Annotated in this window: 21 protein-coding genes, 6 tRNA genes and 3 rRNA genes; 7 read left to right on the top strand and 23 right to left on the bottom strand. The window is 47.3% G+C overall.

Features of this window, described 5'->3' with window-relative positions; translation table 11 throughout:
* Nucleotides 1–15: 15 nt before the first annotated feature.
* The 10 genes from rplJ to JM642_RS00915 form a co-directional block, all read right to left on the bottom strand.
* A complete protein-coding gene (rplJ, locus tag JM642_RS00960) occupies nucleotides 16–516 on the bottom strand; it encodes a 50S ribosomal protein L10 (protein WP_011070609.1) in 501 nt (166 codons plus the stop codon).
* Between the two features lie 265 nt (nucleotides 517–781).
* Nucleotides 782–1,483 (bottom strand): 50S ribosomal protein L1, encoded by a 702-nt coding sequence (gene rplA, locus JM642_RS00955; RefSeq protein ID WP_011070608.1) that lies wholly within the window; start codon nucleotides 1,481–1,483, stop codon nucleotides 782–784.
* Between the two features lie 4 nt (nucleotides 1,484–1,487).
* Complete coding sequence (rplK, locus tag JM642_RS00950) at nucleotides 1,488–1,916, bottom strand: 50S ribosomal protein L11 (protein ID WP_037430687.1); 429 nt, start codon at nucleotides 1,914–1,916, stop codon at nucleotides 1,488–1,490.
* 127 nt (nucleotides 1,917–2,043) lie between these two features.
* Nucleotides 2,044–2,595, bottom strand: coding sequence for a transcription termination/antitermination protein NusG (gene nusG, locus JM642_RS00945; protein WP_011070606.1), 552 nt, complete (start codon nucleotides 2,593–2,595; stop codon nucleotides 2,044–2,046).
* A 9-nt stretch (nucleotides 2,596–2,604) separates the two neighbouring features.
* Nucleotides 2,605–2,976: a preprotein translocase subunit SecE gene (gene secE / locus JM642_RS00940; RefSeq protein WP_037418403.1), complete on the bottom strand. Its 372-nt coding sequence runs from the start codon at nucleotides 2,974–2,976 to the stop codon at nucleotides 2,605–2,607.
* A gap of 271 nt (nucleotides 2,977–3,247) precedes the next feature.
* The gene (gene tuf, locus JM642_RS00935; protein ID WP_055647561.1) at nucleotides 3,248–4,432 is read right to left on the bottom strand and encodes an elongation factor Tu; all 1,185 of its coding nucleotides are present in this window, start codon (nucleotides 4,430–4,432) and stop codon (nucleotides 3,248–3,250) included.
* Between the two features lie 116 nt (nucleotides 4,433–4,548).
* Nucleotides 4,549–4,624, bottom strand: a tRNA-Thr gene (locus tag JM642_RS00930).
* 9 nt (nucleotides 4,625–4,633) lie between these two features.
* A tRNA-Gly gene (locus JM642_RS00925) sits at nucleotides 4,634–4,707 on the bottom strand.
* Nucleotides 4,708–4,742: 35 nt separating this feature from the next.
* Nucleotides 4,743–4,827 (bottom strand) — tRNA-Tyr (locus JM642_RS00920).
* A gap of 7 nt (nucleotides 4,828–4,834) precedes the next feature.
* Nucleotides 4,835–4,910, bottom strand: a tRNA-Thr gene (locus tag JM642_RS00915).
* Nucleotides 4,911–5,144: 234 nt separating this feature from the next.
* Between JM642_RS00915 and coaA the strand changes: the two genes are divergently transcribed.
* Nucleotides 5,145–6,095, top strand: coding sequence for a type I pantothenate kinase (coaA, locus tag JM642_RS00910; protein WP_037417855.1), 951 nt, complete (start codon nucleotides 5,145–5,147; stop codon nucleotides 6,093–6,095).
* 2 nt (nucleotides 6,096–6,097) lie between these two features.
* Here coaA and birA read toward each other — a convergent pair whose 3' ends face one another.
* Both birA and murB read right to left on the bottom strand, forming a co-directional pair.
* Nucleotides 6,098–7,057, bottom strand: coding sequence for a bifunctional biotin--[acetyl-CoA-carboxylase] ligase/biotin operon repressor BirA (gene birA / locus JM642_RS00905; protein WP_055647560.1), 960 nt, complete (start codon nucleotides 7,055–7,057; stop codon nucleotides 6,098–6,100).
* Nucleotides 7,050–8,075, bottom strand: a complete 1,026-nt coding sequence (gene murB / locus JM642_RS00900; protein WP_203432528.1) for a UDP-N-acetylmuramate dehydrogenase — start codon at nucleotides 8,073–8,075, stop codon at nucleotides 7,050–7,052. Before murB ends, birA begins: the two co-directional genes overlap by 8 nt.
* 90 nt (nucleotides 8,076–8,165) lie before the next feature.
* On the opposite strand from murB, the gene JM642_RS00895 reads away from it, so the two are divergent.
* Nucleotides 8,166–8,327, top strand: coding sequence for a hypothetical protein (locus JM642_RS00895; protein ID WP_203432527.1), 162 nt, complete (start codon nucleotides 8,166–8,168; stop codon nucleotides 8,325–8,327).
* Here the strand turns inward: JM642_RS00895 and rrf are convergent.
* The 5 genes from rrf to JM642_RS00870 all read right to left on the bottom strand — a co-directional run bounded on the left by rrf (nucleotide 8,316) and on the right by JM642_RS00870 (nucleotide 13,780).
* A 5S ribosomal RNA gene (rrf, locus tag JM642_RS00890) occupies nucleotides 8,316–8,431 on the bottom strand. The genes JM642_RS00895 and rrf overlap by 12 nt on opposite strands.
* A 222-nt stretch (nucleotides 8,432–8,653) precedes the next feature.
* Nucleotides 8,654–11,546, bottom strand: a 23S ribosomal RNA gene (locus JM642_RS00885).
* Between the two features lie 282 nt (nucleotides 11,547–11,828).
* Nucleotides 11,829–11,904 (bottom strand) — tRNA-Ala (locus JM642_RS00880).
* Between the two features lie 137 nt (nucleotides 11,905–12,041).
* Nucleotides 12,042–12,118, bottom strand: a tRNA-Ile gene (locus tag JM642_RS00875).
* A 119-nt stretch (nucleotides 12,119–12,237) separates the two neighbouring features.
* Nucleotides 12,238–13,780 (bottom strand): 16S ribosomal RNA (locus JM642_RS00870).
* The 16S, 23S and 5S rRNA genes sit together here with 2 tRNA genes alongside, the layout of an rRNA operon.
* A gap of 664 nt (nucleotides 13,781–14,444) precedes the next feature.
* On the opposite strand from JM642_RS00870, the gene JM642_RS00865 reads away from it, so the two are divergent.
* Nucleotides 14,445–14,909 (top strand): RNA-binding protein, encoded by a 465-nt coding sequence (locus tag JM642_RS00865; RefSeq protein ID WP_037430549.1) that lies wholly within the window; start codon nucleotides 14,445–14,447, stop codon nucleotides 14,907–14,909.
* Between the two features lie 11 nt (nucleotides 14,910–14,920).
* Here the strand turns inward: JM642_RS00865 and murI are convergent, their stop codons facing one another.
* Nucleotides 14,921–15,736: a glutamate racemase gene (gene murI / locus JM642_RS00860; protein ID WP_203432526.1), complete on the bottom strand. Its 816-nt coding sequence runs from the start codon at nucleotides 15,734–15,736 to the stop codon at nucleotides 14,921–14,923.
* A 141-nt stretch (nucleotides 15,737–15,877) separates the two neighbouring features.
* On the opposite strand from murI, the gene trmA reads away from it, so the two are divergent.
* Complete coding sequence (gene trmA, locus JM642_RS00855) at nucleotides 15,878–16,975, top strand: tRNA (uridine(54)-C5)-methyltransferase TrmA (RefSeq protein ID WP_169548414.1); 1,098 nt, start codon at nucleotides 15,878–15,880, stop codon at nucleotides 16,973–16,975.
* A 66-nt stretch (nucleotides 16,976–17,041) separates the two neighbouring features.
* On the opposite strand, the gene fabR is transcribed toward trmA, so the two are convergent.
* Nucleotides 17,042–17,656 (bottom strand): HTH-type transcriptional repressor FabR, encoded by a 615-nt coding sequence (fabR, locus tag JM642_RS00850; protein WP_011070594.1) that lies wholly within the window; start codon nucleotides 17,654–17,656, stop codon nucleotides 17,042–17,044.
* A gap of 143 nt (nucleotides 17,657–17,799) precedes the next feature.
* On the opposite strand from fabR, the gene JM642_RS00845 reads away from it, so the two are divergent.
* The 3 genes from JM642_RS00845 to mnmH all read left to right on the top strand — a co-directional run bounded on the left by JM642_RS00845 (nucleotide 17,800) and on the right by mnmH (nucleotide 21,176).
* Nucleotides 17,800–18,906 (top strand): fatty acid desaturase, encoded by a 1,107-nt coding sequence (locus tag JM642_RS00845; RefSeq protein WP_037416479.1) that lies wholly within the window; start codon nucleotides 17,800–17,802, stop codon nucleotides 18,904–18,906.
* 96 nt (nucleotides 18,907–19,002) lie between these two features.
* Entirely contained in the window at nucleotides 19,003–20,061 is a 1,059-nt protein-coding gene (gene selD / locus JM642_RS00840; protein WP_203432525.1) for a selenide, water dikinase SelD, read from the top strand.
* On the top strand, nucleotides 20,061–21,176 hold the full coding sequence (mnmH, locus tag JM642_RS00835) for a tRNA 2-selenouridine(34) synthase MnmH (protein ID WP_203432524.1): 1,116 nt from the start codon (nucleotides 20,061–20,063) through the stop codon (nucleotides 21,174–21,176). The genes selD and mnmH overlap by 1 nt, the downstream gene beginning before the upstream one ends.
* Before the next feature lie 77 nt (nucleotides 21,177–21,253).
* Here the strand turns inward: mnmH and JM642_RS00830 are convergent, their stop codons facing one another.
* The 4 genes from JM642_RS00830 to cysQ all read right to left on the bottom strand — a co-directional run bounded on the left by JM642_RS00830 (nucleotide 21,254) and on the right by cysQ (nucleotide 25,209).
* A complete protein-coding gene (locus JM642_RS00830) occupies nucleotides 21,254–23,116 on the bottom strand; it encodes an MFS transporter (RefSeq protein WP_203432523.1) in 1,863 nt (620 codons plus the stop codon).
* On the bottom strand, nucleotides 23,107–23,718 hold the full coding sequence (locus JM642_RS00825) for a TetR/AcrR family transcriptional regulator (protein ID WP_088586504.1): 612 nt from the start codon (nucleotides 23,716–23,718) through the stop codon (nucleotides 23,107–23,109). Before JM642_RS00825 ends, JM642_RS00830 begins: the two co-directional genes overlap by 10 nt.
* Nucleotides 23,719–23,946: 228 nt before the next feature.
* Complete coding sequence (locus tag JM642_RS00820) at nucleotides 23,947–24,390, bottom strand: N-acetyltransferase (protein ID WP_203432522.1); 444 nt, start codon at nucleotides 24,388–24,390, stop codon at nucleotides 23,947–23,949.
* A gap of 6 nt (nucleotides 24,391–24,396) precedes the next feature.
* Nucleotides 24,397–25,209 carry a 3'(2'),5'-bisphosphate nucleotidase CysQ gene (cysQ, locus tag JM642_RS00815; protein ID WP_011621003.1) on the bottom strand — a complete coding sequence of 271 codons (813 nt, stop codon included), beginning with the start codon at nucleotides 25,207–25,209 and terminating at the stop codon, nucleotides 24,397–24,399.
* Between the last annotated feature and the right edge of the window lie 5 nt (nucleotides 25,210–25,214).

The following is a 25,214-nucleotide window of genomic DNA, read 5'->3' as shown; positions in this document are numbered from 1 at the left end:
GCAGCCAGCTTGAAATTAAGCGGCTTCTTGTTTTTGATCGCGCAGGGCGGCCAGTGTACGAACGAACTTGCCAGCAGATGCTTCTTTCATAGTCATCATTAACTGTGCTAGTGCTTCTTCGTATGTTGGCAGTTTCGCCAAACGATCAATGTCAGCTGCAGGGATGAAATTCCCTTCAAAGGCTGCGCCTTTAACTTCGAAGTTAGCTTGCTCTTTAGCAAAGTCCTTTAACAGACGAGCTGCAGCACCTGGGTGCTCGTTAGAGAAAGCAATCAAAGTTGGGCCAGTGAACGTTTCTGCTAGGCACTCAAATGCAGTACCTTCAACAGCACGACGAGCCAGAGTGTTACGTACTACACGTACATAAACACCAGCTTCGCGAGCTTTTTTACGCAGACCGGTCATAGCACCTACAGTTACACCGCGAGAATCAGCGGCAACTGCAGATAGCGCACCTTTGGCAGCTTCGTTGACTTCAGCAACAATCGCTTTTTTGTCTTCGAGTCTTAATGCCATTGGCTTTACTCCTGGATTCTACCTAGGGTATTCCCTAGTATTTACCATACTAAATACTTATGTATTTAGTGACTTACGGTGCAGATTATCCAGTAAAAAAATTTAGCTGGGGCCTGACACCGTCTACGCAGGAAATTAAGTAAACCGTTAAAGTAAACACCTGCGGTCTTGGACGGAAGCCTAATTAATGATGCTTAAAGCATCAAAAACAGGCTTCAACCCACAAAGTGCGCGCATTATAGACTAATGCACCCACCTTGTAAAATTAGTTAGCTGTTTCGAGAGAAGCTTGGTCAACAGCAACACCTGCACCCATAGTGGTGGAGATGCTTACTTTTTTCACGTATACACCTTTTGCAACTGCAGGCTTAGCCTTTTTCAGTGCAGAGATTAACGCTTCCAAGTTTTCTTTCAATTGAACTGGTGTGAAATCCACTTTACCGATAGTAGTGTGGATAATACCGTTCTTGTCGTTGCGGTAACGAACTTGACCTGCTTTAGCGTTCTTAACTGCTTCAGCAACGTTAGGCGTTACTGTGCCAGTTTTTGGGTTAGGCATTAAGCCACGTGGGCCTAAAATTTGACCTAACATACCAACAACGCGCATTGCGTCTGGAGATGCGATAACTACGTCGAAGTTCATTTCACCGGCTTTGATTTTCTCAGCCAGATCATCCATACCAACAAGTTCAGCACCAGCAGCTTTAGCAGCTTCAGCATTTGCACCTTGTGTAAATACTGCAACGCGAACGTCACGACCAGTACCGTGTGGCAACACAGTTGCACCACGAACGTTTTGGTCAGATTTACGTGGGTCGATGCCCAGGTTAACAGCAACGTCAACACTTTCAACGAATTTAGCAGTTGCTAATTCTTTTAACAGAGCAACAGCGTCGTTGATTTCGTATAATTTAGTACCGTCAACTTTCTCGCGGATTACGCGCATGCGTTTAGTTAGTTTTGCCATTATATTAACCCTCTACAACCAAACCCATTGAACGCGCAGTACCTTCGATTGAGCGAGTCATCGCTTCAATATCAGCACCAGTCATATCGGCGGCTTTCATTTCAGCAATTTCCTGAATCTTAGCACGAGCGATAGTACCTACTTTCTGAGTGTTTGGACGTGGAGAACCTGATTTCAGGCCTGCAGCAGTCTTCAGTAAGTAAGAAGCTGGTGGTGTCTTAGTTTCGAAAGTGAATGAACGGTCACTGTATACAGTGATCACGACTGGAATAGGCATGCCTTTTTCCATTTTTTCTGTACGAGCGTTGAACGCTTTACAGAATTCCATGATGTTCACACCTTTCTGACCCAGAGCTGGACCAACTGGTGGTGAAGGGTTCGCAGAACCTGATTTCACTTGTAGCTTAATATAAGCATCAATCTTTTTTGCCATCTGACATTTCCTCAGTTTGGGTTCAAACGCATATCAGCGACATGCCAACATGCTCCCCCGAAAACAACGGGTGCGGATTATATAGAAATCCGCACCCGTTGCCAAACGGATTTTGTATTTAATTTAATCAGCCTTTTTCGACCTGACTAAAATCGAGCTCAACTGGTGTAGAACGACCGAAGATCATTACCGACACTTTTACGCGGCTCTTGTCATAATCCACTTCTTCAACGGTACCGTTAAAGTCAGCAAATGGACCATCACATACACGCACCACTTCGCCTGGCTCAAAAATAACGCGGTGAGTTGGCGAAGCTGTGGTTTCTTGTAAGCGACGCAGAATAGCATCCGCTTCTCTATCTGAAATTGGAGCAGGACGATCAGATGTTCCGCCAATAAAGCCTAAAACACGCGGGATGCTTTTGACTAAATGCCAGCTATCATCGTTCATTTCCATCTGGACCAAAACATAACCAGGGAAAAACTTACGCTCGCTCTTACGACGCTGGCCTGCACGCATTTCAATGACTTCTTCAGTCGGAACTAAGACTTCACCGAAGTATTGTTCCATGCCGTGCATTTTAATGTATTCAATCAGTGACTTACAAACTCGGCCTTCATAGCCAGAGAATGCCTGCACTACATACCATCTTTTTTTAGCTTCTTTAGCTTCAGTCATTCGAGGTGCCTATACGCCAGTGATAAAATTGACAATTCGCATTAACACTGCATCTAAACCCCATAAAATAAGAGCTAAGATACCTGTTGCAGCAAGGACAATAAAAGTGGTGTTAAGCGCTTCTTGACGTGTTGGCCATACGACCTTACGCACTTCAATTTGCGACTCACGCGCGAATGCTAAAGCTTTTTTACCCTTTTCGGTTTGCAGGGCAATAAAACCAGCAATAGCGAATGCAACGATAACAGCCAGTGCGCGGATCACGGCACTCGCCTCGCTATACATTTGATTGCCAATAACAGCAGCGGCCAGCAATAGGATCGCTAAACCCCACTTCACGATATCCAGAGAGTTAGTCTGGTTTTCAGTATTTGTTGTCATCGGTTATTCCGTTACTCAATACGGCCTGAGCTTGAGCACAATAATTAGGGACATACGACCCAGTTACAATACGCTTTAGATACTCTGAATCCCGAATACCCTTAGAAACGCATGTTGCATAAGCTCAGGGTCAAAAATCGGCCATAGATTGTATTCTGATTCGACTTTGTTAGCAAGGATGCACAACAGTTGCAACCCACAAAACCCACTAAATAATCGACTTAAACAAAAAAGGAAGCCTAAGCTTCCTTTTTTCTAATCACAATTGCTATTAAGCAATGATCTTAGCTACAACACCAGCGCCTACTGTACGGCCACCTTCACGAATTGCGAAGCGTAAACCTTCGTCCATCGCGATTGGGCAAATCAGCGTAACAACCATCTTGATGTTGTCACCAGGCATTACCATCTCTACGCCTTCTGGCAGTTCAATAGTACCGGTTACGTCAGTTGTACGGAAGTAGAACTGTGGACGGTAGCCTTTGAAGAATGGAGTGTGACGACCACCTTCTTCTTTTGACAGAACGTAAACTTCTGATTCAAAAGTAGTGTGTGGGTTGATTGAACCTGGCTTAGATAATACTTGACCACGTTCTACGTCATCACGCTTAGTACCACGTAATAAAATACCACAGTTCTCACCTGCACGACCTTCGTCAAGCAGCTTACGGAACATTTCTACACCAGTACAAGTTGTCTTGGTTGTAGTGCGGATACCAACGATTTCTACTTCGTCGCCCACTTTAACGATACCACGCTCTACACGACCTGTTACTACTGTACCACGGCCAGAAATAGAGAATACGTCTTCGATTGGCATCAGGAATGGCTTATCGATATCACGCTCTGGCTCTGGAATGTAAGAGTCTAAAGCTGCTGCCAGCTCAAGGATCTTCGCTTCCCACTCTGGCTCGCCTTCTAGCGCTTTCAGAGCTGAACCTTGGATTACTGGTAAGTCATCACCTGGGAAGTCGTATTCTGATAACAGTTCACGCACTTCCATTTCCACTAATTCTAACAGCTCAGCATCATCAACCATGTCACATTTGTTCATGAATACGATGATGAATGGTACGCCAACCTGACGAGACAGCAGGATGTGCTCACGTGTTTGTGGCATTGGACCGTCTGTAGAAGCAACTACCAGGATCGCGCCGTCCATCTGTGCAGCACCAGTGATCATGTTTTTAACATAGTCAGCGTGGCCTGGGCAGTCTACGTGTGCGTAGTGGCGAGTTGGGGTGTCATACTCGATGTGAGAGGTATTGATGGTAATACCGCGCTCACGCTCTTCTGGAGCGTTATCGATTTGAGAGAAGTCTTTAGCTTCACCACCGTAGGTCTTAGCCAGTACGTGAGAGATAGCTGCAGTCAGAGTGGTTTTACCATGGTCAACGTGACCGATGGTGCCCACGTTAACATGGGGCTTAGAACGTTCAAATTTAGCTTTAGCCATGGTATTGCCTCAATCCAAGAGTCTTGGTGATGAAAACATACATATAGAAAAAATCCGATGCATATAAATGACATCGAACCGATTAATTTAGGTATAGGAGCTTAATTCAGAAAGGCTGGTGCTGATAGGCAGATTCGAACTGCCGACCTCACCCTTACCAAGGGTGTGCTCTACCAACTGAGCCATATCAGCAACTAAATTTGGAGCGGGCAGCGGGAATCGAACCCGCGTTATCAGCTTGGAAGGCTGGAGTAATACCATTATACGATGCCCGCGCAACCTAACTAAGGCTACCTAACTACCTAGAAAATGGTGGAGGGAGAAGGATTCGAACCTTCGAAGGCGGAGCCGTCAGATTTACAGTCTGATCCCTTTGGCCACTCGGGAACCCCTCCAGTAAAATGGTGCCGGCACCAAGAGTCGAACTCGGGACCTACTGATTACAAGTCAGTTGCTCTACCAACTGAGCTATGCCGGCAAATCATTTCGGAACGGGATATTAGGTAAATGTGTGCCCAAGTGCAAGCGAAAATCGACGATTTGTTTAAAAAAAGCAATCAAATGATGCTTTTTTACCCTCAAACTGATGTTGGCAAGCATTTATCCAGTAAATAAGGCTAGAAGAGCTAGAAACCGAGCTTCATGAATTGATTTTATATTGTCGATACTTAAGTCATGGTGTACTGTGCGATTCCTAAGCCGAGGAAAGCCAATGACGTCAAAAAATCCAATTCAAAAAGCACTCTATCTTGCCTTTGAGCGCGCACAATGGTCTGTTTTAAGGGACGCAGTGCCAATGACGCTGAGTGAACAAGACTTGGAGAATCTTCGGGGTATCAATGAGAAGGTTTCGCTCTCAGAAGTCACTGATATTTATTTGCCTCTGAGCAGGTTGCTTAACTTAATTGTAAAAGCCAAACAACAACGTGGTTTAGTCCTTGATGAGTTTCTCGGGCAAAAGCCCTCAAGTAGTCCTTATATCATCAGCATTGCCGGTAGTGTTGCCGTGGGTAAAAGTACCACTGCGCGTATTTTACAGGCGTTACTAAGCCAGTGGCCCGAGCATCCTAAAGTCGATTTAGTTACGACCGATGGTTTTCTATATCCTCTGGCAGATTTGAAGCGTAAAGGGCTATTGCAACGCAAAGGCTTTCCTGAAAGTTACGATATGAAGATGTTGGTCGAATTTATTTCGGCGGTAAAATCCGGGCAAGCCCATGTAAATGCGCCTATCTATTCCCACGTGACTTACGATCGTATTCGCGGCCAGCATCAAACCGTTTCGCAGCCCGATATTTTGATCCTCGAAGGACTGAATGTTTTACAAACAGGTTTAGATTCGCCAGTCGATATACGTAGGCCCTTTGTCTCCGACTTTGTCGATTTTTCGATTTATGTCGATGCCGAAGAGCATTTATTGAAGCAATGGTATCAAGAGCGCTTTTTGCAATTTCGCAAAGGGGCATTTAGTGATGAAAAGTCCTATTTCCATCACTATGCTAGCCTGACGGATGATGAAGCCTATACTATAGCGGCGAAAATATGGGACACAATCAACGGTCCCAATTTGCAGCTCAATATTCAGCCCACAAGGGAACGAGCGCATCTGATCCTACAAAAAGGACAGGATCATTTGATGTCACACGTTTTACTGCGTAAATAATCTTATCTTGCTCTTAAACTGATTTCTCCGCCGATATAGGCTTGTATGCCATCGGCGGTTTCTAACAATACTGCACCTTGTTCATCGATCCCTCGACAGATGCCGTCAACGTGATTCTCGCCCATCAGTAAACGAATTTCTTTACCATGGAATAGATCTGCCTGTTGCCAGCGCGTTTTAAAGGCTGCCAGCCCTTCACGCTCAAACAACTGTATGTCTCTCTTCAACTGTTTGTGTAGTGCAATCACGAGATCTGTTTTATTTGGCATATCCGTCAAGCTAGACAAGTCGCTCCAAGGCTGGTCAATTCCCTTACCTTGGTCTTCCGACATAGCCATGTTAACACCAATACCAATGATTAATTGGCACTCGCTATCCGCTTGCCCGGACATTTCAATTAAAATCCCAGCAAGCTTTTTATAATTAAGGTAAATATCGTTTGGCCATTTCACGCCGATATTATCAACACCAAAGGATTTCAGTACCTCAACTAAACTACAAGCCACCACTAGGCTTAAGCCCATGGCCTGTGCCATCCCTTGGGGGAATGACCAAAACTGAGAGAAATACAAATGATGTCCATAGGGAGACACCCAAGTTCGTCCTCTACGTCCTCGTCCCGCTGACTGGTACTCAGCCACACATACATCGCCACTTTTAAGCTCACTGGTATGGCTTAACATAAAGCCGTTAGTGCTCGGGATTTCATCAAAGTAAAAGCATCGATTATCGATCGACTGAATTAAACGAGCCGAGTCGATAAGGGAGATGGGATTAGCTAACTTGTAACCGCGGCCTTTGACACTGTAGATCGCCACACCATAGTCTTCCAAAGCATCGACATGCTTGCTCACCGCCGCACGAGAAATACCCAGTTGTGTCGCCAATTCTTCACCTGAGACAAAATGTTCGCTCGACAGTAATCCCAGTATTTCGCGTTTTCTCACCCAGTTATCAGACATCGAGACTCGTCTCCCCTGTTAATCCCATAATTCTTGGCTCGGCTTCTAGCTTAACGCCAAAAACCTCATTCACTCGCGCAATAACATGTAATGCTAATCGACAAATATCTTGGCCAGTTGCATGGCCTAAATTGACTAATACTAAGGCTTGCTTCGCATGCACTCCCGCGTTTCCTAGGGCAAAGCCCTTAAGACCCGCATGCTCAATCAGCCAACCAGCAGCAAGTTTCACATCGCCATCAGGTTGCGCATAACCAACAATGCTTGGAAAGCGTTGAGCTAGTTCAATATAAACTGATGCGCTAACGATTGGATTCTTAAAAAAACTCCCAGCGTTACCTAGCACCTCAGGATTCGGCAGCTTCTCACTCCTCACCTCACAGACACGGTCAAAAATCTCCCTTGGGGTCACCGTCTCAGCGTTAAATGATTGCAACGGGCCATAGGCCAATTTTGGTTGCCAAGCTTTAGGGAGGCGCAAACCAACAGCGGTAATCACAGCTTTGTCGCGTAAGCTGCCTTTAAATATCGACTCGCGATATGAAAACTCACATTCATCGACCGTAAGCCTTAGTAAGTCGCCAGACTCGACATCAAGATATTCAACCCAATCACAAACATCACAAAACTCAACACCATAAGCACCGATATTTTGAATCGGAGCTGCGCCAACTGTGCCCGGGATCAGGGCTAAATTCTCGAGTCCAGGCATATTCTGCTCTAAGCTAAATAGGACCAATTCATGCCAGTTTTCACCCGCCTCAACATCAAGATAAAAGTGAGAGTCATCTTCAGAGCAGGAAATACCTTTAGACAATACTCGCACTACAGTGCCATTAAAATCATCGGTAAATACGATATTGCTGCCACCACCAAGCACAAGCATTGGTTGCTTTGATTGATATAAAGATAAGCAAGTCGTTTGCAGTTCCATCTTGGAATGGACTTCAATCAATGATGAACAGGATTGCTCTACGCCAAAAGTATTAAACGGTTTTAGCGAGTATGGAAAAGACATGATGATGTTCTGCCGCGATAAAAGCGACATTGTAAACGCTTCACCCTAGAATTGCAGCAAACTGAGATTGATCGATAAAACAGATACGTCATGACTCAAGCTTTTGTGCTTTTGTGCTTTTGTGCTTTTGTGCTTTTGGCAAGAGTTAAAGATGAGCACAAACAAGTTGATGAAGCTGTGAATAAAACATCAAAAACAAAAAAGCCAGCTTATTCAGCTGGCTTCATTGTTTATTTAGGCGCTTGGCGATGACCTACTCTCACATGGGGAGACCCCACACTACCATTGGCGCGATTGCGTTTCACTTCTGAGTTCGGGATGGGATCAGGTGGGACCACAATGCTATTGTCACCAAGCAAATTCTTACTGGTTAATTCTACGTCTGACGGCATTGTTTCCTCACTCCAGTGCTCATGTACTACCGTACACTCCGCCCTTCGCTCGTCACGGCTTTGTCTGCCGTACAATTACCTGCGTAATTAACCTTTATTTGTTAATTTAGAAAGCTGTATTGAGTATCACTTCTTAAGTGTTTCTATTCAAGCTAAGTGCTACTTAGCAAAACCCATCTGGGTTGTATGGTTAAGCCTCTCGAGTCATTAGTATCAGTTAGCTCAACGCCTCACAACGCTTACACACCTGACCTATCAACGTCCTAGTCTCGAACGGCTCTTTAGTGGACTTAAAGTCCAAGGGATGACTCATCTTGGGGCTCGCTTCCCGCTTAGATGCTTTCAGCGGTTATCGATTCCGAACATAGCTACCGGGCAATGCCATTGGCATGACAACCCGAACACCAGCGGTTCGTTCACTCCGGTCCTCTCGTACTAGGAGCAACTCCCCTCAATCATCCAACGCCCACGGCAGATAGGGACCGAACTGTCTCACGACGTTCTGAACCCAGCTCGCGTACCACTTTAAATGGCGAACAGCCATACCCTTGGGACCGACTTCAGCCCCAGGATGTGATGAGCCGACATCGAGGTGCCAAACACCGCCGTCGATATGAACTCTTGGGCGGTATCAGCCTGTTATCCCCGGAGTACCTTTTATCCGTTGAGCGATGGCCCTTCCATTCAGAACCACCGGATCACTATGACCTACTTTCGTACCTGCTCGACGTGTCTGTCTCGCAGTTAAGCTGGCTTATGCCATTGCACTAACCGTACGATGTCCGACCGTACTTAGCCAACCTTCGTGCTCCTCCGTTACTCTTTGGGAGGAGACCGCCCCAGTCAAACTACCCACCAGGCACTGTCCTTACCCCAGATAATGGGGCCAAGTTAGAACATCAACACTACAAGGGTGGTATTTCAAGGACGACTCCATCAGAACTAGCGTTCCAACTTCATAGTCTCCCACCTATCCTACACATGTAGGGTCAATGTTCAGTGCCAAGCTATAGTAAAGGTTCACGGGGTCTTTCCGTCTAGCCGCGGGTATACGGCATCTTCACCGCAATTTCAACTTCACTGAGTCTCGGCTGGAGACAGCGTGGCCATCATTACGCCATTCGTGCAGGTCGGAACTTACCCGACAAGGAATTTCGCTACCTTAGGACCGTTATAGTTACGGCCGCCGTTTACCGGGGCTTCGATCATGAGCTTCTCTTGCGATAACCCAATCAATTAACCTTCCGGCACCGGGCAGGCGTCACACCGTATACTTCCTCTTGCGAGTTTGCACAGTGCTGTGTTTTTGATAAACAGTTGCAGCCACCTGGTATCTGCGACTCCCGTCAGCTTAGAGAGCAAGTCTCATCACCAACAAGAGCGTACCTTCTCCCGAAGTTACGGTACCATTTTGCCTAGTTCCTTCAGCCGAGTTCTCTCAAGCGCCTTGGTATTCTCTACCCGACCACCTGTGTCGGTTTGGGGTACGATTCCCGCTAACCTGAAGCTTAGAAGATTTTCCTGGAAGCATGGCATCAACTACTTCATCCCCTTGGGGACTCGTCATCAGCTCTCAGTGTATAGTGACCCGGATTTGCCTAAGTCACCCACCTACCACCTTAAACGCGGACTACCAACGCCGCGCTAGCCTAGCCTTCTCCGTCTCTCCATCGCAGTTAGCGGAAGTACAGAAATATTAATCTGTTTCCCATCGATTACGCCTTTCGGCCTCACCTTAGGGGTCGACTCACCCTGCCCCGATTAACGTTGGACAGGAACCCTTGGTCTTTCGGCGAGGGGGTTTTTCACCCCCTTTATCGTTACTCATGTCAGCATTCGCACTTCTGATACCTCCAGTGTGGGTTACCCCTTCACCTTCAACGGCTTACAGAACGCTCCTCTACCGCGCAACTCTAATGAATTGCACCCGTAGCTTCGGTGGTATGTTTAGCCCCGTTACATCTTCCGCGCAGGCCGACTCGACTAGTGAGCTATTACGCTTTCTTTAAATGATGGCTGCTTCTAAGCCAACATCCTAGCTGTCTAAGCCTTCCCACATCGTTTCCCACTTAACATACACTTTGGGACCTTAGCTGACGGTCTGGGTTGTTTCCCTTTTGACGACGGACGTTAGCACCCGCCGTCTGTCTCCCGAGTAGTACTCATTGGTATTCGGAGTTTGCAAAGGGTTGGTAAGTCGGGATGACCCCCTAGCCTTAACAGTGCTCTACCCCCAATGGTATTCGCTCGAGGCGCTACCTAAATAGCTTTCGAGGAGAACCAGATATCTCCCGGTTTGATTGGCCTTTCACCCCCAGCCACAAGTCATCCGCTAATTTTTCAACATTAGTCGGTTCGGTCCTCCAGTTGATGTTACTCAACCTTCAACCTGCCCATGGCTAGATCACCGGGTTTCGGGTCTACGCCTTGCAACTAAACGCGCAGTTAACACTCGGTTTCCCTACGGCTCCGCTATTCGCTTAACCTCGCTACAAAACGTAAGTCGCTGACCCATTATACAAAAGGTACGCAGTCACGGTCTCAAGTACCGCTCCCACTGCTTGTACGTATACGGTTTCAGGTTCTATTTCACTCCCCTCACAGGGGTTCTTTTCGCCTTTCCCTCACGGTACTGGTTCACTATCGGTCAGTCAGGAGTATTTAGCCTTGGAGGATGGTCCCCCCATATTCAAACAGGATATCACGTGTCCCGCCTTACTCGTTTTCATCAAAGGTTAGTTTTCGTGTACGGGGCTATCACCCTGTGCCGCTGGACTTTCCAGACCATTCCACTAACACCCCTCTGACTTAAGGGCTAATCCCCGTTCGCTCGCCGCTACTAGGGGAATCTCGGTTGATTTCTTTTCCTAAGGGTACTTAGATGTTTCAGTTCCCCTCGTTTGCCTCATGTAGCTATGTATTCACCACATGATGACCGCTTATGCGGCCGGGTTCCCCCATTCGGACATCGTTAGCTCAAATGCTTGTTACTAGCTCGCCAACGCTTTTCGCAAGTTACTACGTCCTTCATCGCCTCTGACTGCCAAGGCATCCACCGTATACGCTTAGTCGCTTAACCATACAACCCAAATAGGTTTCACTTACGTGAGCTACTTGCGCTGTTGCGACCAGCTGGTTTTACTTGTCTCATCTTCGACCAAGAAGATGGACTCGCCTTAGACTTGAATATTCAAGACACTTAACAAGTGTTTTAAGAACTCAATTTTTTTCGTATTAACACAACGACAGACATCATTGCGTTAATTACTATCAGCTTTCCAAATTGTTAAAGAGCGGGCTTAAAAAAGCCAAAGATAATGTTTAAGTTTATCTTTGGCATCTCTAACCATAATGCAGTAAATGGTGGAGCTATGCGGGATCGAACCGCAGACCTCCTGCGTGCAAGGCAGGCGCTCTCCCAGCTGAGCTATAGCCCCATTTACATGCAGTGCGAGTAAATAAGATGTTCCAAACCTCTTAAAGGATTGGTTTGCCAATCATTTCTTATCAAGGCGGACAGTGGCGACGTTTAGTTCACTAAACGAGTCACTTTCCAACGCTGAGAAGGAAGGATTGGTGGGTCAGAGTGGACTTGAACCACCGACCTCACCCTTATCAGGGGTGCGCTCTAACCAGCTGAGCTACAGACCCATCTTTTACTCTATCTTCTATCAAGCAAATCTGTGTGAACACTCAAAAGGTACACGGATGTACCGAATGTCTAAAATGCAGGAGCATTTTTAGACCAAACATCGAGTTAGTCGTATAGGTAAGGAGGTGATCCAGCCCCAGGTTCCCCTAGGGCTACCTTGTTACGACTTCACCCCAGTCATGAACCACAAAGTGGTGAGCGCCCCCCCGAAGGTTAAGCTACCCACTTCTTTTGCAGCCCACTCCCATGGTGTGACGGGCGGTGTGTACAAGGCCCGGGAACGTATTCACCGTGGCATTCTGATCCACGATTACTAGCGATTCCGACTTCATGGAGTCGAGTTGCAGACTCCAATCCGGACTACGACGAGCTTTGTGAGATTAGCTCCACCTCGCGGCTTTGCAACCCTCTGTACTCGCCATTGTAGCACGTGTGTAGCCCTACTCGTAAGGGCCATGATGACTTGACGTCGTCCCCACCTTCCTCCGGTTTATCACCGGCAGTCTCCCTAGAGTTCCCACCATTACGTGCTGGCAAATAAGGATAGGGGTTGCGCTCGTTGCGGGACTTAACCCAACATTTCACAACACGAGCTGACGACAGCCATGCAGCACCTGTCTCACAGTTCCCGAAGGCACAACCGCATCTCTGCAGTCTTCTGTGGATGTCAAGAGTAGGTAAGGTTCTTCGCGTTGCATCGAATTAAACCACATGCTCCACCGCTTGTGCGGGCCCCCGTCAATTCATTTGAGTTTTAACCTTGCGGCCGTACTCCCCAGGCGGTCTACTTAATGCGTTAGCTTGAGAGCCCAGTGTTCAAGACACCAAACTCCGAGTAGACATCGTTTACGGCGTGGACTACCAGGGTATCTAATCCTGTTTGCTCCCCACGCTTTCGTGCATGAGCGTCAGTCTTTGTCCAGGGGGCCGCCTTCGCCACCGGTATTCCTCCAGATCTCTACGCATTTCACCGCTACACCTGGAATTCTACCCCCCTCTACAAGACTCTAGTTCGCCAGTTCGAAATGCTATTCCTAGGTTGAGCCCAGGGCTTTCACATCTCGCTTAACAAACCGCCTGCGCACGCTTTACGCCCAGTAATTCCGATTAACGCTCGGACCCTCCGTATTACCGCGGCTGCTGGCACGGAGTTAGCCGGTCCTTCTTCTGTAGGTAACGTCACAGATGAGCCGTATTAAGACTCACCCTTTCCTCCCTACTGAAAGTGCTTTACAACCCGAAGGCCTTCTTCACACACGCGGCATGGCTGCATCAGGGTTTCCCCCATTGTGCAATATTCCCCACTGCTGCCTCCCGTAGGAGTCTGGGCCGTGTCTCAGTCCCAGTGTGGCTGATCATCCTCTCAGAACAGCTAGGGATCGTCGCCTTGGTGAGCCATTACCTCACCAACTAGCTAATCCCACCTAGGTTCATCCAATCGCGAGAGGCCCGAAGGTCCCCCTCTTTCCCCCGTAGGGCGTATGCGGTATTAGCAGTCGTTTCCAACTGTTATCCCCCTCGACTGGGCAGATCCCTAGGCATTACTCACCCGTCCGCCGCTCGCCACCTCAGGAGTAAACTCCCTCGTGCTGCCGCTCGACTTGCATGTGTTAGGCCTGCCGCCAGCGTTCAATCTGAGCCATGATCAAACTCTTCAATTAAAGTTTTTTGTTTAACTCGCGTTAAACGACTCAATGAATTCTACTGTTTTGATTCGCTTTGCTCACTAAGAAGCATCGCGTTTTAATTCATACATTACTGTATGTACATATTGCTATGAACACTCATTCATTGATTTAATTCTTTGATTACTCGCCAAACGGCAGAGTAATTTCGATTAACTCAACACCTGTGAGTGTCCACACAGATTTGCTTGATAAATTGTTAAAGAGCGTTGACCATCGCATTATCACTAGTGATTTCAGCGGGTCAGGGCTGCGTATTCTACGCATTCCCGTTTTTGCGTCAAGTAGTTTTTTAAACTTTCTTTTCGCTCATCAAGGACTGAATCACTCGATGAACTGGCACTTGCAACTGCTTATCGCTGTCTGCCGTGTCAGTGGATGCGCATTATAGGCAGCGGAACTTTTTGTGCAAGCGCTTTTTTAGCCCCTAAAGACTGTACGCCGACATTTTAAGCATTATGTTTATTTTTTATCTATTTTGGCTTGGTTATTCAATTTTGATGTAAGTTTTTATCTGATAAATGATAATTCGCGCTCAATTTTTCGGCAGCAGTCTAGTGTAAAAGTAAATAATTCATTACCATATGACTTGCTGTTAACAGTTATTTATCATTTTCTATTTCATTCAGAGAGCATTTATATGCAAAAGTCATTTCTTATTGTTTTGGTTATTGCCATTCTTGGCGCAATTGCGCTATCTCAATTTGCAACAACATTACCCGCTTACATCGCCTTTGTTGCTGGCGTGATTATTACCACGCTTATCTTTAAATTTGTCCCTGATTTAGGTACCACTCAAGCTGCTGATGAACAATATGTTGGCCCTACAATGACACTCTATGTAGGCAACTTGCCTTATCGTGTGCATGAGGGAGAAGTGAAAGTCTTGTTTGGTGAATTCGGCCCAGTCAATTCAGTCCGTTTAGTTCGAGATCGTAAAACAGGTCGCCGTAAAGGCTTCGGTTTTGTTGAAATGTCCGAAGCAGGTGCTCAAAAAGCAATGGTTAAGCTAAATGACTTTAACTTCCAAGAAAGAACCTTAAAGGTTAGAGAAGCTAAAACTCAAGATTCGGAAGCCGCTGATCGTACAGGTACTGATGAATAATCTGCGTTAGCTTATCCGTTCTGGTTGATTGTGGTGATTCGCTCTAGGGCAGAAAAGCCACAATCGACTAACATAGTCATCAATCCCTCACTGATTTCCGCTTTAGTATAAAACGCCTGCATAACCGAATCTTGGTGCTCGTCTTTTAGACCTTGCTCTTCGCTCTTAGTAGCTAACAGTGTTTTGACTCGTTTAGCTATTGCCTCACCTGAATCAAGCAGAGTCACACCTTGACCCAATACCTGCTGCAATTCATCACGCATCATGGGGAAATGAGTGCATCCAAGTACCAATACATCTAACTCCGCCTCGACAATCGGCGACAATATCTGCGTTAATCGCACCATATCCAGCTGACCAGTGGCAATCTTCTGCTCGGCCATCAGCACTAATTCCGAACATCCGAACAGCTCTACATGGCAGTCATCGGCAAATTGGCTAATGAGTTCGTGAGTATAGTGGCGCTTTACCGTACCTGGGGTAGCAAGCAACCCTATACGCTTACTTTTAGATAACTGCGCCGCAGGTTTAATGGCGGGGACAACACCGACAACAGGAACAGTTAAAGTGGCACGCAGCGCGGGCAACACAACCGTACTCGCGGTATTGCAAGCTACGACAACAATTGCAGCATGGGTACGCTCTACGACTTGGTCGATTAGCGCGACACAACCCGAGACAAGTTCCTGCTCTTCCAACTCGCCATAGGGCAATCTGGCATTATCGAATAAATAGCAGTAATCGTGATGTGGGAGCAGTTTGCGAATTTCGGCCAATACGGATAGACCGCCGATGCCTGAATCGAATACTAATATTGGTTGCGACAAGCCCGTCTCCAGTTAATTCTTCGCCCCATGCGCGGGCGGATTTTCCCACAGCTTTGCTCAAACCGCAAAACCAAGATGCTGGACATTCGTGTCACCTAGTATAAAATTTGCGCCCCAATTTACAGCCACGGTGAATCAACAATGAATTTAGCAGCAATGGATCCCACGACCTATGATGCGCAACTGACTGCAAAGCGTATCAAGCTAGAGCAGGCCTTTGCCCAATTTGAGACGCCGAGTGTTGAAGTGTTTGCCTCTGAGCCTGCCAACTACCGTATGCGCGCCGAGTTTCGCGTATGGCACGAGGGCGACGATTTATACTATTACATGTTTGATAAAGTATTGAACGACAAAGTACGTTGTGATCAATACTTACCTGCGAGTGCGTTAATCAATCAAATGATGGCGGCACTGATCGCCGAGTTAAAACCTAACCACAGCCTACGCCACAAACTCTTCCAGGTTGATTTTTTATCAACGCTCAGTGGTGAGATTCTAGTATCACTGCTGTATCACAGACAGCTTGATGACCAATGGCGCAGCGAAGCCACCGCGCTCAAAGCCAGATTGAGCAGCCAATTTAAGGTCAATATCATTGGCCGTGCGCGCAAACAGAAAATCGATTTAGATAAAGACTTTGTGGTTGAGTCACTGCAAGTGAATGACAAAGTTTTCCATTACAAACAAATCGAAAACAGCTTTACCCAGCCAAATGCCAAGGTGGCAATCAAGATGCTGGAATGGGCTATCGACGTGACTCAACACAGCCAAGGCGATTTGCTGGAGCTTTACTGTGGTAATGGCAACTTCTCTATCGCGCTGGCACAAAACTTTAATCGCGTGCTCGCGACCGAGTTAGCTAAACCTTCGGTGGATGCAGCCCAATACAATATCGAAGTCAACAATATCGATAATCTGCAAATTATCCGCATGTCGGCGGAAGAGTTTAGCGATGCGATGGCCAAAAAACGCAGCTTCAGGCGCTTAGAAGGCATCGATCTGGATAGCTATGTGTGCAACACCATTTTTGTTGACCCACCACGAGCAGGTATTGACCCAGCTACGTTGGACTTAGTGCAAGGTTATGAGCGGATTTTGTATATCTCGTGCAATCCCGACACCTTAAAAGACAATTTGCAGCAATTAAATCAGACTCACAAGGTGACACGTTTTGCGCTATTCGATCAGTTCCCTTACACCGACCATATGGAAACAGGTGTGCTGTTAGAACGTCGTTAGGCGACTCTATATACCTAAAAACAAAGGAGCCTGTGGCTCCTTTGTTTTTAGTCAAACCGTACCCAACTAACGATGTTCTACTTTATGTTGTAATGCTTCAGCGCCCTTGGCGACCATGCGCAGCTGCATTACTAATTGATCGGCAAGCACTTTACGATCGGCGCGCTTCATATCCAGTGCCGACGCTCCGGCGTTAAACACTAAGGTCACTAGCGCTTCTGCCTGCGCTCTGGCTAGCATAGGTGTACGGCCCGCCGTCGCTTCGGTGTAATGGGCCAATTCAGAAATAAAATGTTCAATCTCGCGAGCCACCGCTGCGCGGAATGCCGCCGAGGTACCTGAACGCTCATGCAGTAAAATTCTGAAAACGTTTGGATTAGAATCAAGTACTTCCATAAAGGTATCCACTGATATACGGATCACGCTACCACCCGCTTCGGCACGTTGACGCCCCTTGCGCATCATTTGCCTTAGGGTAAGCCCGCCCTCGTCGACCATAGTCAACCCGAGTTCATTCATATCCTTAAAATGACGATAAAAGGATGTGGGCGCAATGTTGGCTTCCCTCGCCACTTCTCGCAAACTTAAGCTAGAGAAGCTCCGCTCAGCACTGAGCTGATTAAAGGCCGCATCGACTAGAGCCCGCCGAGTTTTCTCTTTTTGCTGTGCACGAATACCCATTCTTGAATCCGCTAACTGAATGTAATGACGCGATAATACCGCTTTTGCGATTGAAACACAGCCCTATCCACCTTGACCAAACAAGATTGCTGGGCTAAATTAGCTTACAGTTGTACGCTCAAATGCGGATATTGGAAACTATAATGAATAAACCCCCTATCATCTGGCTTAATGTCACCCTATTTAGCCTAACCTTTCTCAGTGCGGTAATCCTCGTTCCTTGGTATGGCCTAGCCCACGGTTACGGTGCCAGCGAATGGATTGCTTTTGTGGTGTTAGCCTTTGCCAGTGGCCTGTCGATCACTGCGGGTTACCATAGACTCTGGTCACATAAAGCCTATAAGGCACACCCTGTAATACGTTTCATCTACGCACTTGGTGGTGCATTAGCATTACAAAACAGCGCGTTACATTGGGCATCCGATCATCGAGTGCATCATAAGCATGTCGATGACAATGACAAAGATCCTTACTCCGCCAACATGGGTTTCTGGTACAGCCATATCGGTTGGATGCTGCGCGAATACCAAGCCCAGCGTTACCATGACTACCAAAACGTGCGTGATTTACAGAACGACCGTATCGTGATGTGGCAACACAAGCACTATCTTGCACTTGTGCTACTTATGAATATTGGTCTGCCTGCTTTATTAGGCTGGTTCACTGGCAATATCGCGGGTATGTTACTGATGGCGGGACTTCTGCGCTTAGTGGTCGTGCATCACTGCACCTTCTTCATTAACTCCCTCGCCCACGTGTGGGGTAGCCAACCTTATACCGATAAAAATACGGCCCGCGATAACGGTTTTCTGGCTGTACTGACCTACGGTGAGGGTTACCATAATTTCCACCATATCTTCGAAAACGATTATCGTAACGGGATTAAATGGTGGCATTACGATCCGACTAAGTGGTTGATTAAGGCGTTATCTTGGGTGGGTTTAGCCAAAGACTTACGCACGAGTCCGCAGGAGCGAATCGAGAGTGCCCGCTTACAAATGCAACTGCTGCATGCTAAAAGCAAAGTGCTCAATTTGCCAAATGCCGATGAAATTATTGAAAAAATTCAACAAGAGTATGAGTTGATGAAACAACACTTACTCGAATATTATCAAGCCCAAAAGGCACTGTTAGAGGCCAAACGTAAGCAACTGGTCGATCAGCAATTATTGCAGCAAGTCGAAGAGCTAAAAACCCGACTCCTGAATCAGCAAAAAAGCTGGAAGAGCCTGACTGCAACTTATAGCTAGGCCACAATTATCGGTAAAAATCATACGGCCGCCTTGCATGGTGGCCGTATCCTATTATTATGATGCCTCATTCACTTTTTACAGGATGTTAGGCTCATGTCGAATTGTGCAGTATCTCCAACCGATAGCATTAAACTCACCGAATATAGTCATGGTGCCGGTTGCGGCTGTAAAATTTCCCCTAAAGTACTGACCACCATTCTTGCCTCGCAGCTGCCTGTATTCACCGATCCTAACCTGTTGGTCGGCAATCAAAGCCGTGATGATGCAGCCGTTTACAAGCTCAATGATGAAATTGGCATTATCAGTACCACCGACTTTTTTATGCCAATCGTAGATGACCCCTTTACCTTTGGCCGCATCGCCGCCACCAATGCCATTAGCGATATCTATGCCATGGGCGGCACGCCCATGATGGCGATTGCGATTCTAGGCTGGCCAGTAAACAAGCTTCCCGCCGAGATCGCGCAACAAGTGGTCGATGGTGGCCGTCAAGCCTGTATGGAAGCTGGGATAATGCTGGCCGGTGGTCATAGTATCGATGCGCCTGAGCCAATCTTCGGCCTTGCGGTCACAGGGCAAATCGCCCTGACGGATTTAAAACAAAACGATACCGCAAAAGCGGGCGATCGTTTGTATCTCACTAAACCTATCGGTATTGGCATTCTTACCACGGCACAAAAGCAGAAGAAGCTCAAAGACGAAGATAGCCAAATTGCGGTGAATGCGATGTGCCAGCTCAATAGTATAGGCGCCAAAATCGCTAAGATTAAAGGCGTGAACGCCCTCACCGATGTCACAGGTTTTGGGCTGGCGGGCCATCTACTTGAGGTCTGTCAAGGTGCTAAACTCACCGCTAAACTTAATCTGGATGCCTTGCCACTCTTACCCCGCGCCCTCGACTATCTAGCGCAAGGCTGTATTCCAGGTGGCACCCACCGTAACTACGACAGTTATGGTGAACACTTACCCGTACTTACCGATCATCAAAAAGCCATATTGTGTGACCCACAAACCAGTGGCGGCTTGTTAGTGGCGGTATCGAATGAGGCCGAAGCAGAACTGGTGGCACTGCTTAATGCCCATCAAATTGAGCCTATCTGCATTGGTTCGTTAGAAACGCCCACCTCCACCGCCAATGTGGTGCTGTGTTAATGACAACAACGATTATCCAGGCTCAGCAATACCACGATATCTTTGTCGCTGGGCAGCCATTAATCGACTTAAGAGCGCCAATCGAGTTTGACCGCGGCGCGTTTCCTTCCTCGGTAAATCTGCCGTTAATGGTTGATAAAGAAAGGGAAAAGGTCGGCACTTGCTACAAAGAGCAAGGACAGCAAGCCGCGATTACCTTAGGCCATTCACTCGTACATGGCGCAGTTAAACAACAAAGAATTGATGCTTGGTTACACTTTTTATCGGCCCACCCCGAAGCTTATCTTTACTGCTTTCGTGGCGGGCTGCGTTCACAATTAACTCAGCAATGGCTTAAAGAAGCGGGCGTAGTCGTACCTTATGTGCAGGGTGGCTACAAAGGCATGCGCCAATATTTAATTGGTGTGATTGATGCAGTCCCTAGCCAACAACGCTTGTTAAGCCTAAGTGGTATGACGGGCTGCGGTAAAACGGATTTTTTAAGACAGCGCAAAGAGGCAGTGGATCTTGAGGGTATCGCCAATCACAGAGGATCGAGTTTTGGTAAAAACATCGACCCACAACCAACGCAAATAAACTTTGAAAATCAGCTCGCGATTGCACTACTCCGCCACCAACAGGGCAATCATTCCTGCTTACTACTTGAGGATGAAAGCTTTCTGATTGGCCGCTCAGCACTGCCGCAAAGCTTTTATAGCGCCATGCAGGCAGCCGATATTGTAGTACTCGAAGAAGATGATGACATTAGGCTAAGTCGCTTACTCGATGAATATGTTCATAAAATGCATCACGGTTTTGTTGAACGCTTAGGTATTGAGGCAGGCTTTGATGCCTTTAGCCAATATCTTTTGCAGAGTCTTACCAGTATTCGCAAACGTCTTGGTGGTAAGCAATATCAAGAGCTGCAAGACATCATGCAACAAGCTCTGACGCAGCAACTCAATCAAAACCAAACCTCACAGCATTTAACTTGGATAAGCCTGCTACTGCAAAAGTATTACGACCCTATGTATGAATACCAATTAGCAAAAAAAGCACATCGAGTGCTTTTTAGGGGAAATCACCAAGACATGCATCAGTGGTTGGATAACTTATCGCAAGATAATCTTGGCTAAACAAGTACAGCTCAGCATGTTAAAAACAAGAAAACCGTGTGCTAACTGCCACGGTTTTCTTTATCTATCTCGTCAAGTTAGGACTTATTGAGCAGATTCAAGACACTATCCCTGAGCGAGTGCCGATCAGCATTTTGCCCATCCACCACATCTGTTAAACTCACCGAGACCTTGGACCAGAAGCGTTTAGGCATTGTAGTCAATGCATGGCCATCTTTATGACTGAAGTAAGAGCCCCACAGACCATTGAGCGCCATAGGGATTACGGGCACGGGATCGCGGGCCAAGATTTTATCGATACCAGGACGAAACTCGCCGAGTTCACCATCGGGGGTTAAACGACCTTCAGGGAAGATACACACCAACTCGCCATTCGCTAACGCCTCATGAATTGATTCAAAAGCTTGATTGTAAGTAGCCTCACTCTGGCGCGGCGAACAAATCGGAATCACTCCTGCATGGCGGAACAGATATTTCAGCACCGGAATTTCACTGATCGATTTATCCATCACAAAACGAATCGGCCGGGTCGACGCGCCCATAATGATCAACGCATCCACATAGCTCACATGGTTACAGACTATGATACCCGCGCCTTCCTTAGGGATCTTTTCTCGCCCAGTCACAGTCACCCGATACATCACATGGCTGAGTAAGTAACTGATAAATCGTTGTGTAAACTCAGGCACCTGCGAATAGACATAAAGCGCAACCACAAAGTTCATCACCGCCAGCAGTAAGAATAACTGTGGAATACTCCAGCCAGCCACACCGAGTAACAGCATAGACAACAACGCCGACGCCACCATAAACAGTGAGTTCATAATGTTATTCGCGGCAATCGCTTGCGCACATTCTCCCTTCGCAGAACGCGCTTGAATAAAGGCGTACAGAGGCACGATAAACAGACCTCCGCTGACACCAATCATAAAGAAGTCCAGCATCACTCGATAATGCTTCTGCTCGGCAATAAAGCTTTGTAAGCCATAAACAAAACTAGCATCCGCAGGTGCAGGCGGAATCGCCCACAGCAAGTCCACACCAAACACGGTTAACCCGAGCACCCCAAAGGGCAACAAGCCTAACTCCACATGGCCAAAGGAAAAACGCTCACAGACAAAGGAGCCCACCGCAATCCCAATAGAGAACATTCCCAGTAGCAGCGACACCACTGTCGCACCAGAGTGCAAATGCAGCTTGGCAAAGTTAGGGAATTGGGTCAGATATGTCGCCCCCAAAAACCAGAACCAGCTAATGGCGAGGATGGCCATCCAAATCGAAGGCGTTTGGCGTGCCTTCTTAATGGTGCGCCAAGTGCCTGATAATGGCCGAAATTGGATTTTCTGTACCGTGCCCTGCGGCGGTAAAGCAGGGATCGCACGGCTAGACAAATACCCCGCCAAGGCAAGGGCTGCGACCGTGATGGCCGACCACAAGGTGGCGTTGTTTTCAGACACTAAGATCCCGGCACTCAAGGTACCGATCAAGATAGACAAAAACGTCCCCATCTCAACCCAGGCATTGCCCGTCACTAACTCATCCTCTTTTAAGGCTTGAGGCAAGAGGGAATATTTGACCGGTCCAAAATAGGCTGACTGGCTACCGGTTAAAAACAGCAGTAATAACATCATCATATAATTCTCACTCACAATGGCGAGTGCGGCGCTGAACATAATGATGACTTCGAGCAATTTTAAGCGACGGATAAGTTTGGCTTTATCCATATTGTCGGCCACGACGCCAGCATGGGCAGAGAACAGGAAAAACGGCAGGATAAAGACCCCCGCAGCCAAATTAACAAACATGTCGACGCTAATGGGTAAATCATTGACTTGGCTGAAGGTGACGAGCAACAGCAACACATTTTTATAGATATTGTCGTTAAGTGCGCCCAGACATTGGGTTGCGAAATACGGTAAAAAACGTTTTGTTAGCAGCATGATGCTTCCCTCTGATAACCCATTCCCTGTAAATACCCTGTCACATGACTCTCTAGTAAAGCGGGTAAAGATGCCGTATCGGCAAACAATTTATTATCCAGTGATAAGGCGGTGAGTCCGTGGATGCCGCCCCAAAGCACTCGGCTCATTTGAAGTTGCTGCTCAGCAGTCTTATTGGGGAACAATAGGGCTAACTCACGCTCAATTAAACTGAATAAACCCGCAATAAGTTGGCCTTGGGATTCGGGCAAAGGTTCGGAGTCGAGTAGCTGCAGTTCAAATACCAACTTAAAACATTGGCGCTGCGCATGGGCAAACTCAGCGTATTTTTGCGCCATACTGATGATCTGATTGCGACTATTATCTGCATTTACCTCGGAGAGCTCATGCATCAGCGCCTGCAGCGTTGCCTCAGAAACGGCTAACAAAAGGTAGTTATAGCTACCAAAGATATTGATTAAGGTACTCGGCACATAGCCAATCTGGCTTGCAATCTTGCGTAAACTCAGTTCTTGTGTCCCTTGCTGTTGCAGCAGTGCCATTGCTGCTTCTATTGCCATAGCACGAATCTCATCATGACTATGTTCTTTGCGTCTCGCCATAGGTCTCACTCCCTGTTGAATGGTGTGAGATTAACAGCCTGAAAAATAAAAAACAACGTTCAAAATAAGTTTATTTTGCGTACAGCATGAAGTAAAAGGCATAAAAATGAGGGAAGAAAGTCTAACTCTGGGCAATCGCTCGATGCGAACCTCGGAGGGAATTTAACTTTTAGCACATAAAAAACGACGCCCTGAATCGAGAGCGCCGTTTCGACATTGAACTTTTACCTAGCGGCAGTGATAACTCATCACGACTCTGTCGGCCCCAGCGCCAAAATAGTCCGCTTCGAAGGCAGTATCGACAAACCCTAAACGCTGATACAAACCATGGGCTGGGTTGTGGGGATCGACGGTTAAATCCACCCGCTTAACCTGAGGCGGTAGCTGAGTTAAACATTGTTGGATTAATTGTTTGCCAATGCCTCGCCCGCGGGATTGCTCACTCACCGCCACGGAGAGAATCCACATACAAGCAGGGTCACCACTTTGAGCGCAGAGCAAATAGCCTAACAACTTACCGCCATCATCTACGGCAACCAGAAACTGCTCTGGCCAACAATCAAATCCTTGGCGAAAGAAAAAATCGGGATAACAATGGTCGCCAAAGATAGCCTGTTCGAGTTGAAAAACGTCGGCTAACTCTGACTTTAATACTGGACGAATCGACTGCATGTAAAACTATTCACCAATTAAAATTTTATCCCACTCTAAATTGGGCGCACCAACAACAATAAAGTTAGGATTTTCAAGCGTCTCACGCTCGTTATAAGTCAAAGGTTGCAGTTCGGTATCCATGAGCTGGCCACCCGCTTCCTCAATAATGATCTGCGCGGCGCCGGTGTCCCACTCCCCCGTCGGCCCGACTCGCACATAACAATCGGCGCGTCCTTCGGCAACCAGACAACTCTTCAAGGCCGCACCGCCCATGACCACCAGCTCACAGTGCTTAGGCTGATTGAACAGGGTCAACACGGATTGGGGATCCTGACGACGACTCACAGCTAACCTAAGGGAAACTTGCTCACGGTGCTGAATTTGCCGACTGCTGATGCGCACTTCCTGCTTATCGGTACGTTTATAGGCGCCTAAGCCGGCAATGGCGTAGTAGCAAACCTGTGTCATTGGCACATAGACCACACCCATCACGGGGCGATTGTGCTCCACCAGCGCAATGATCACCGAAAAGTCACCACTGCCCGCAATAAACTCCCCCGTGCCATCGAGAGGGTCGACTAACCAATAACGTTTCCAGCCTTCGCGCACACTTAAGGGAATATCGGCAGCCTCTTCCGACAGGATAGGAATATCGGGCGTCAATGCGGCTAAGCGTTCACAGATCAGCTTATTCGCCGCTAAGTCCGCCGAGGTGACGGGGGTATTATCAGACTTGGTTTCTCGTTCAAAATTACCCTTGAGGTAAATCTCACGAATAGTGCGACCCGCATCCGTTGCTATCGCAATCACCTCGTCGATTAACTCTTCTGGCTTCATAACCA

Source organism: Shewanella sp. LZH-2 (assembly GCF_016859145.1).
GTDB lineage: Bacteria > Pseudomonadota > Gammaproteobacteria > Enterobacterales > Shewanellaceae > Shewanella > Shewanella xiamenensis.
This window is presented reverse-complemented; position numbering and strand designations above follow the sequence as displayed.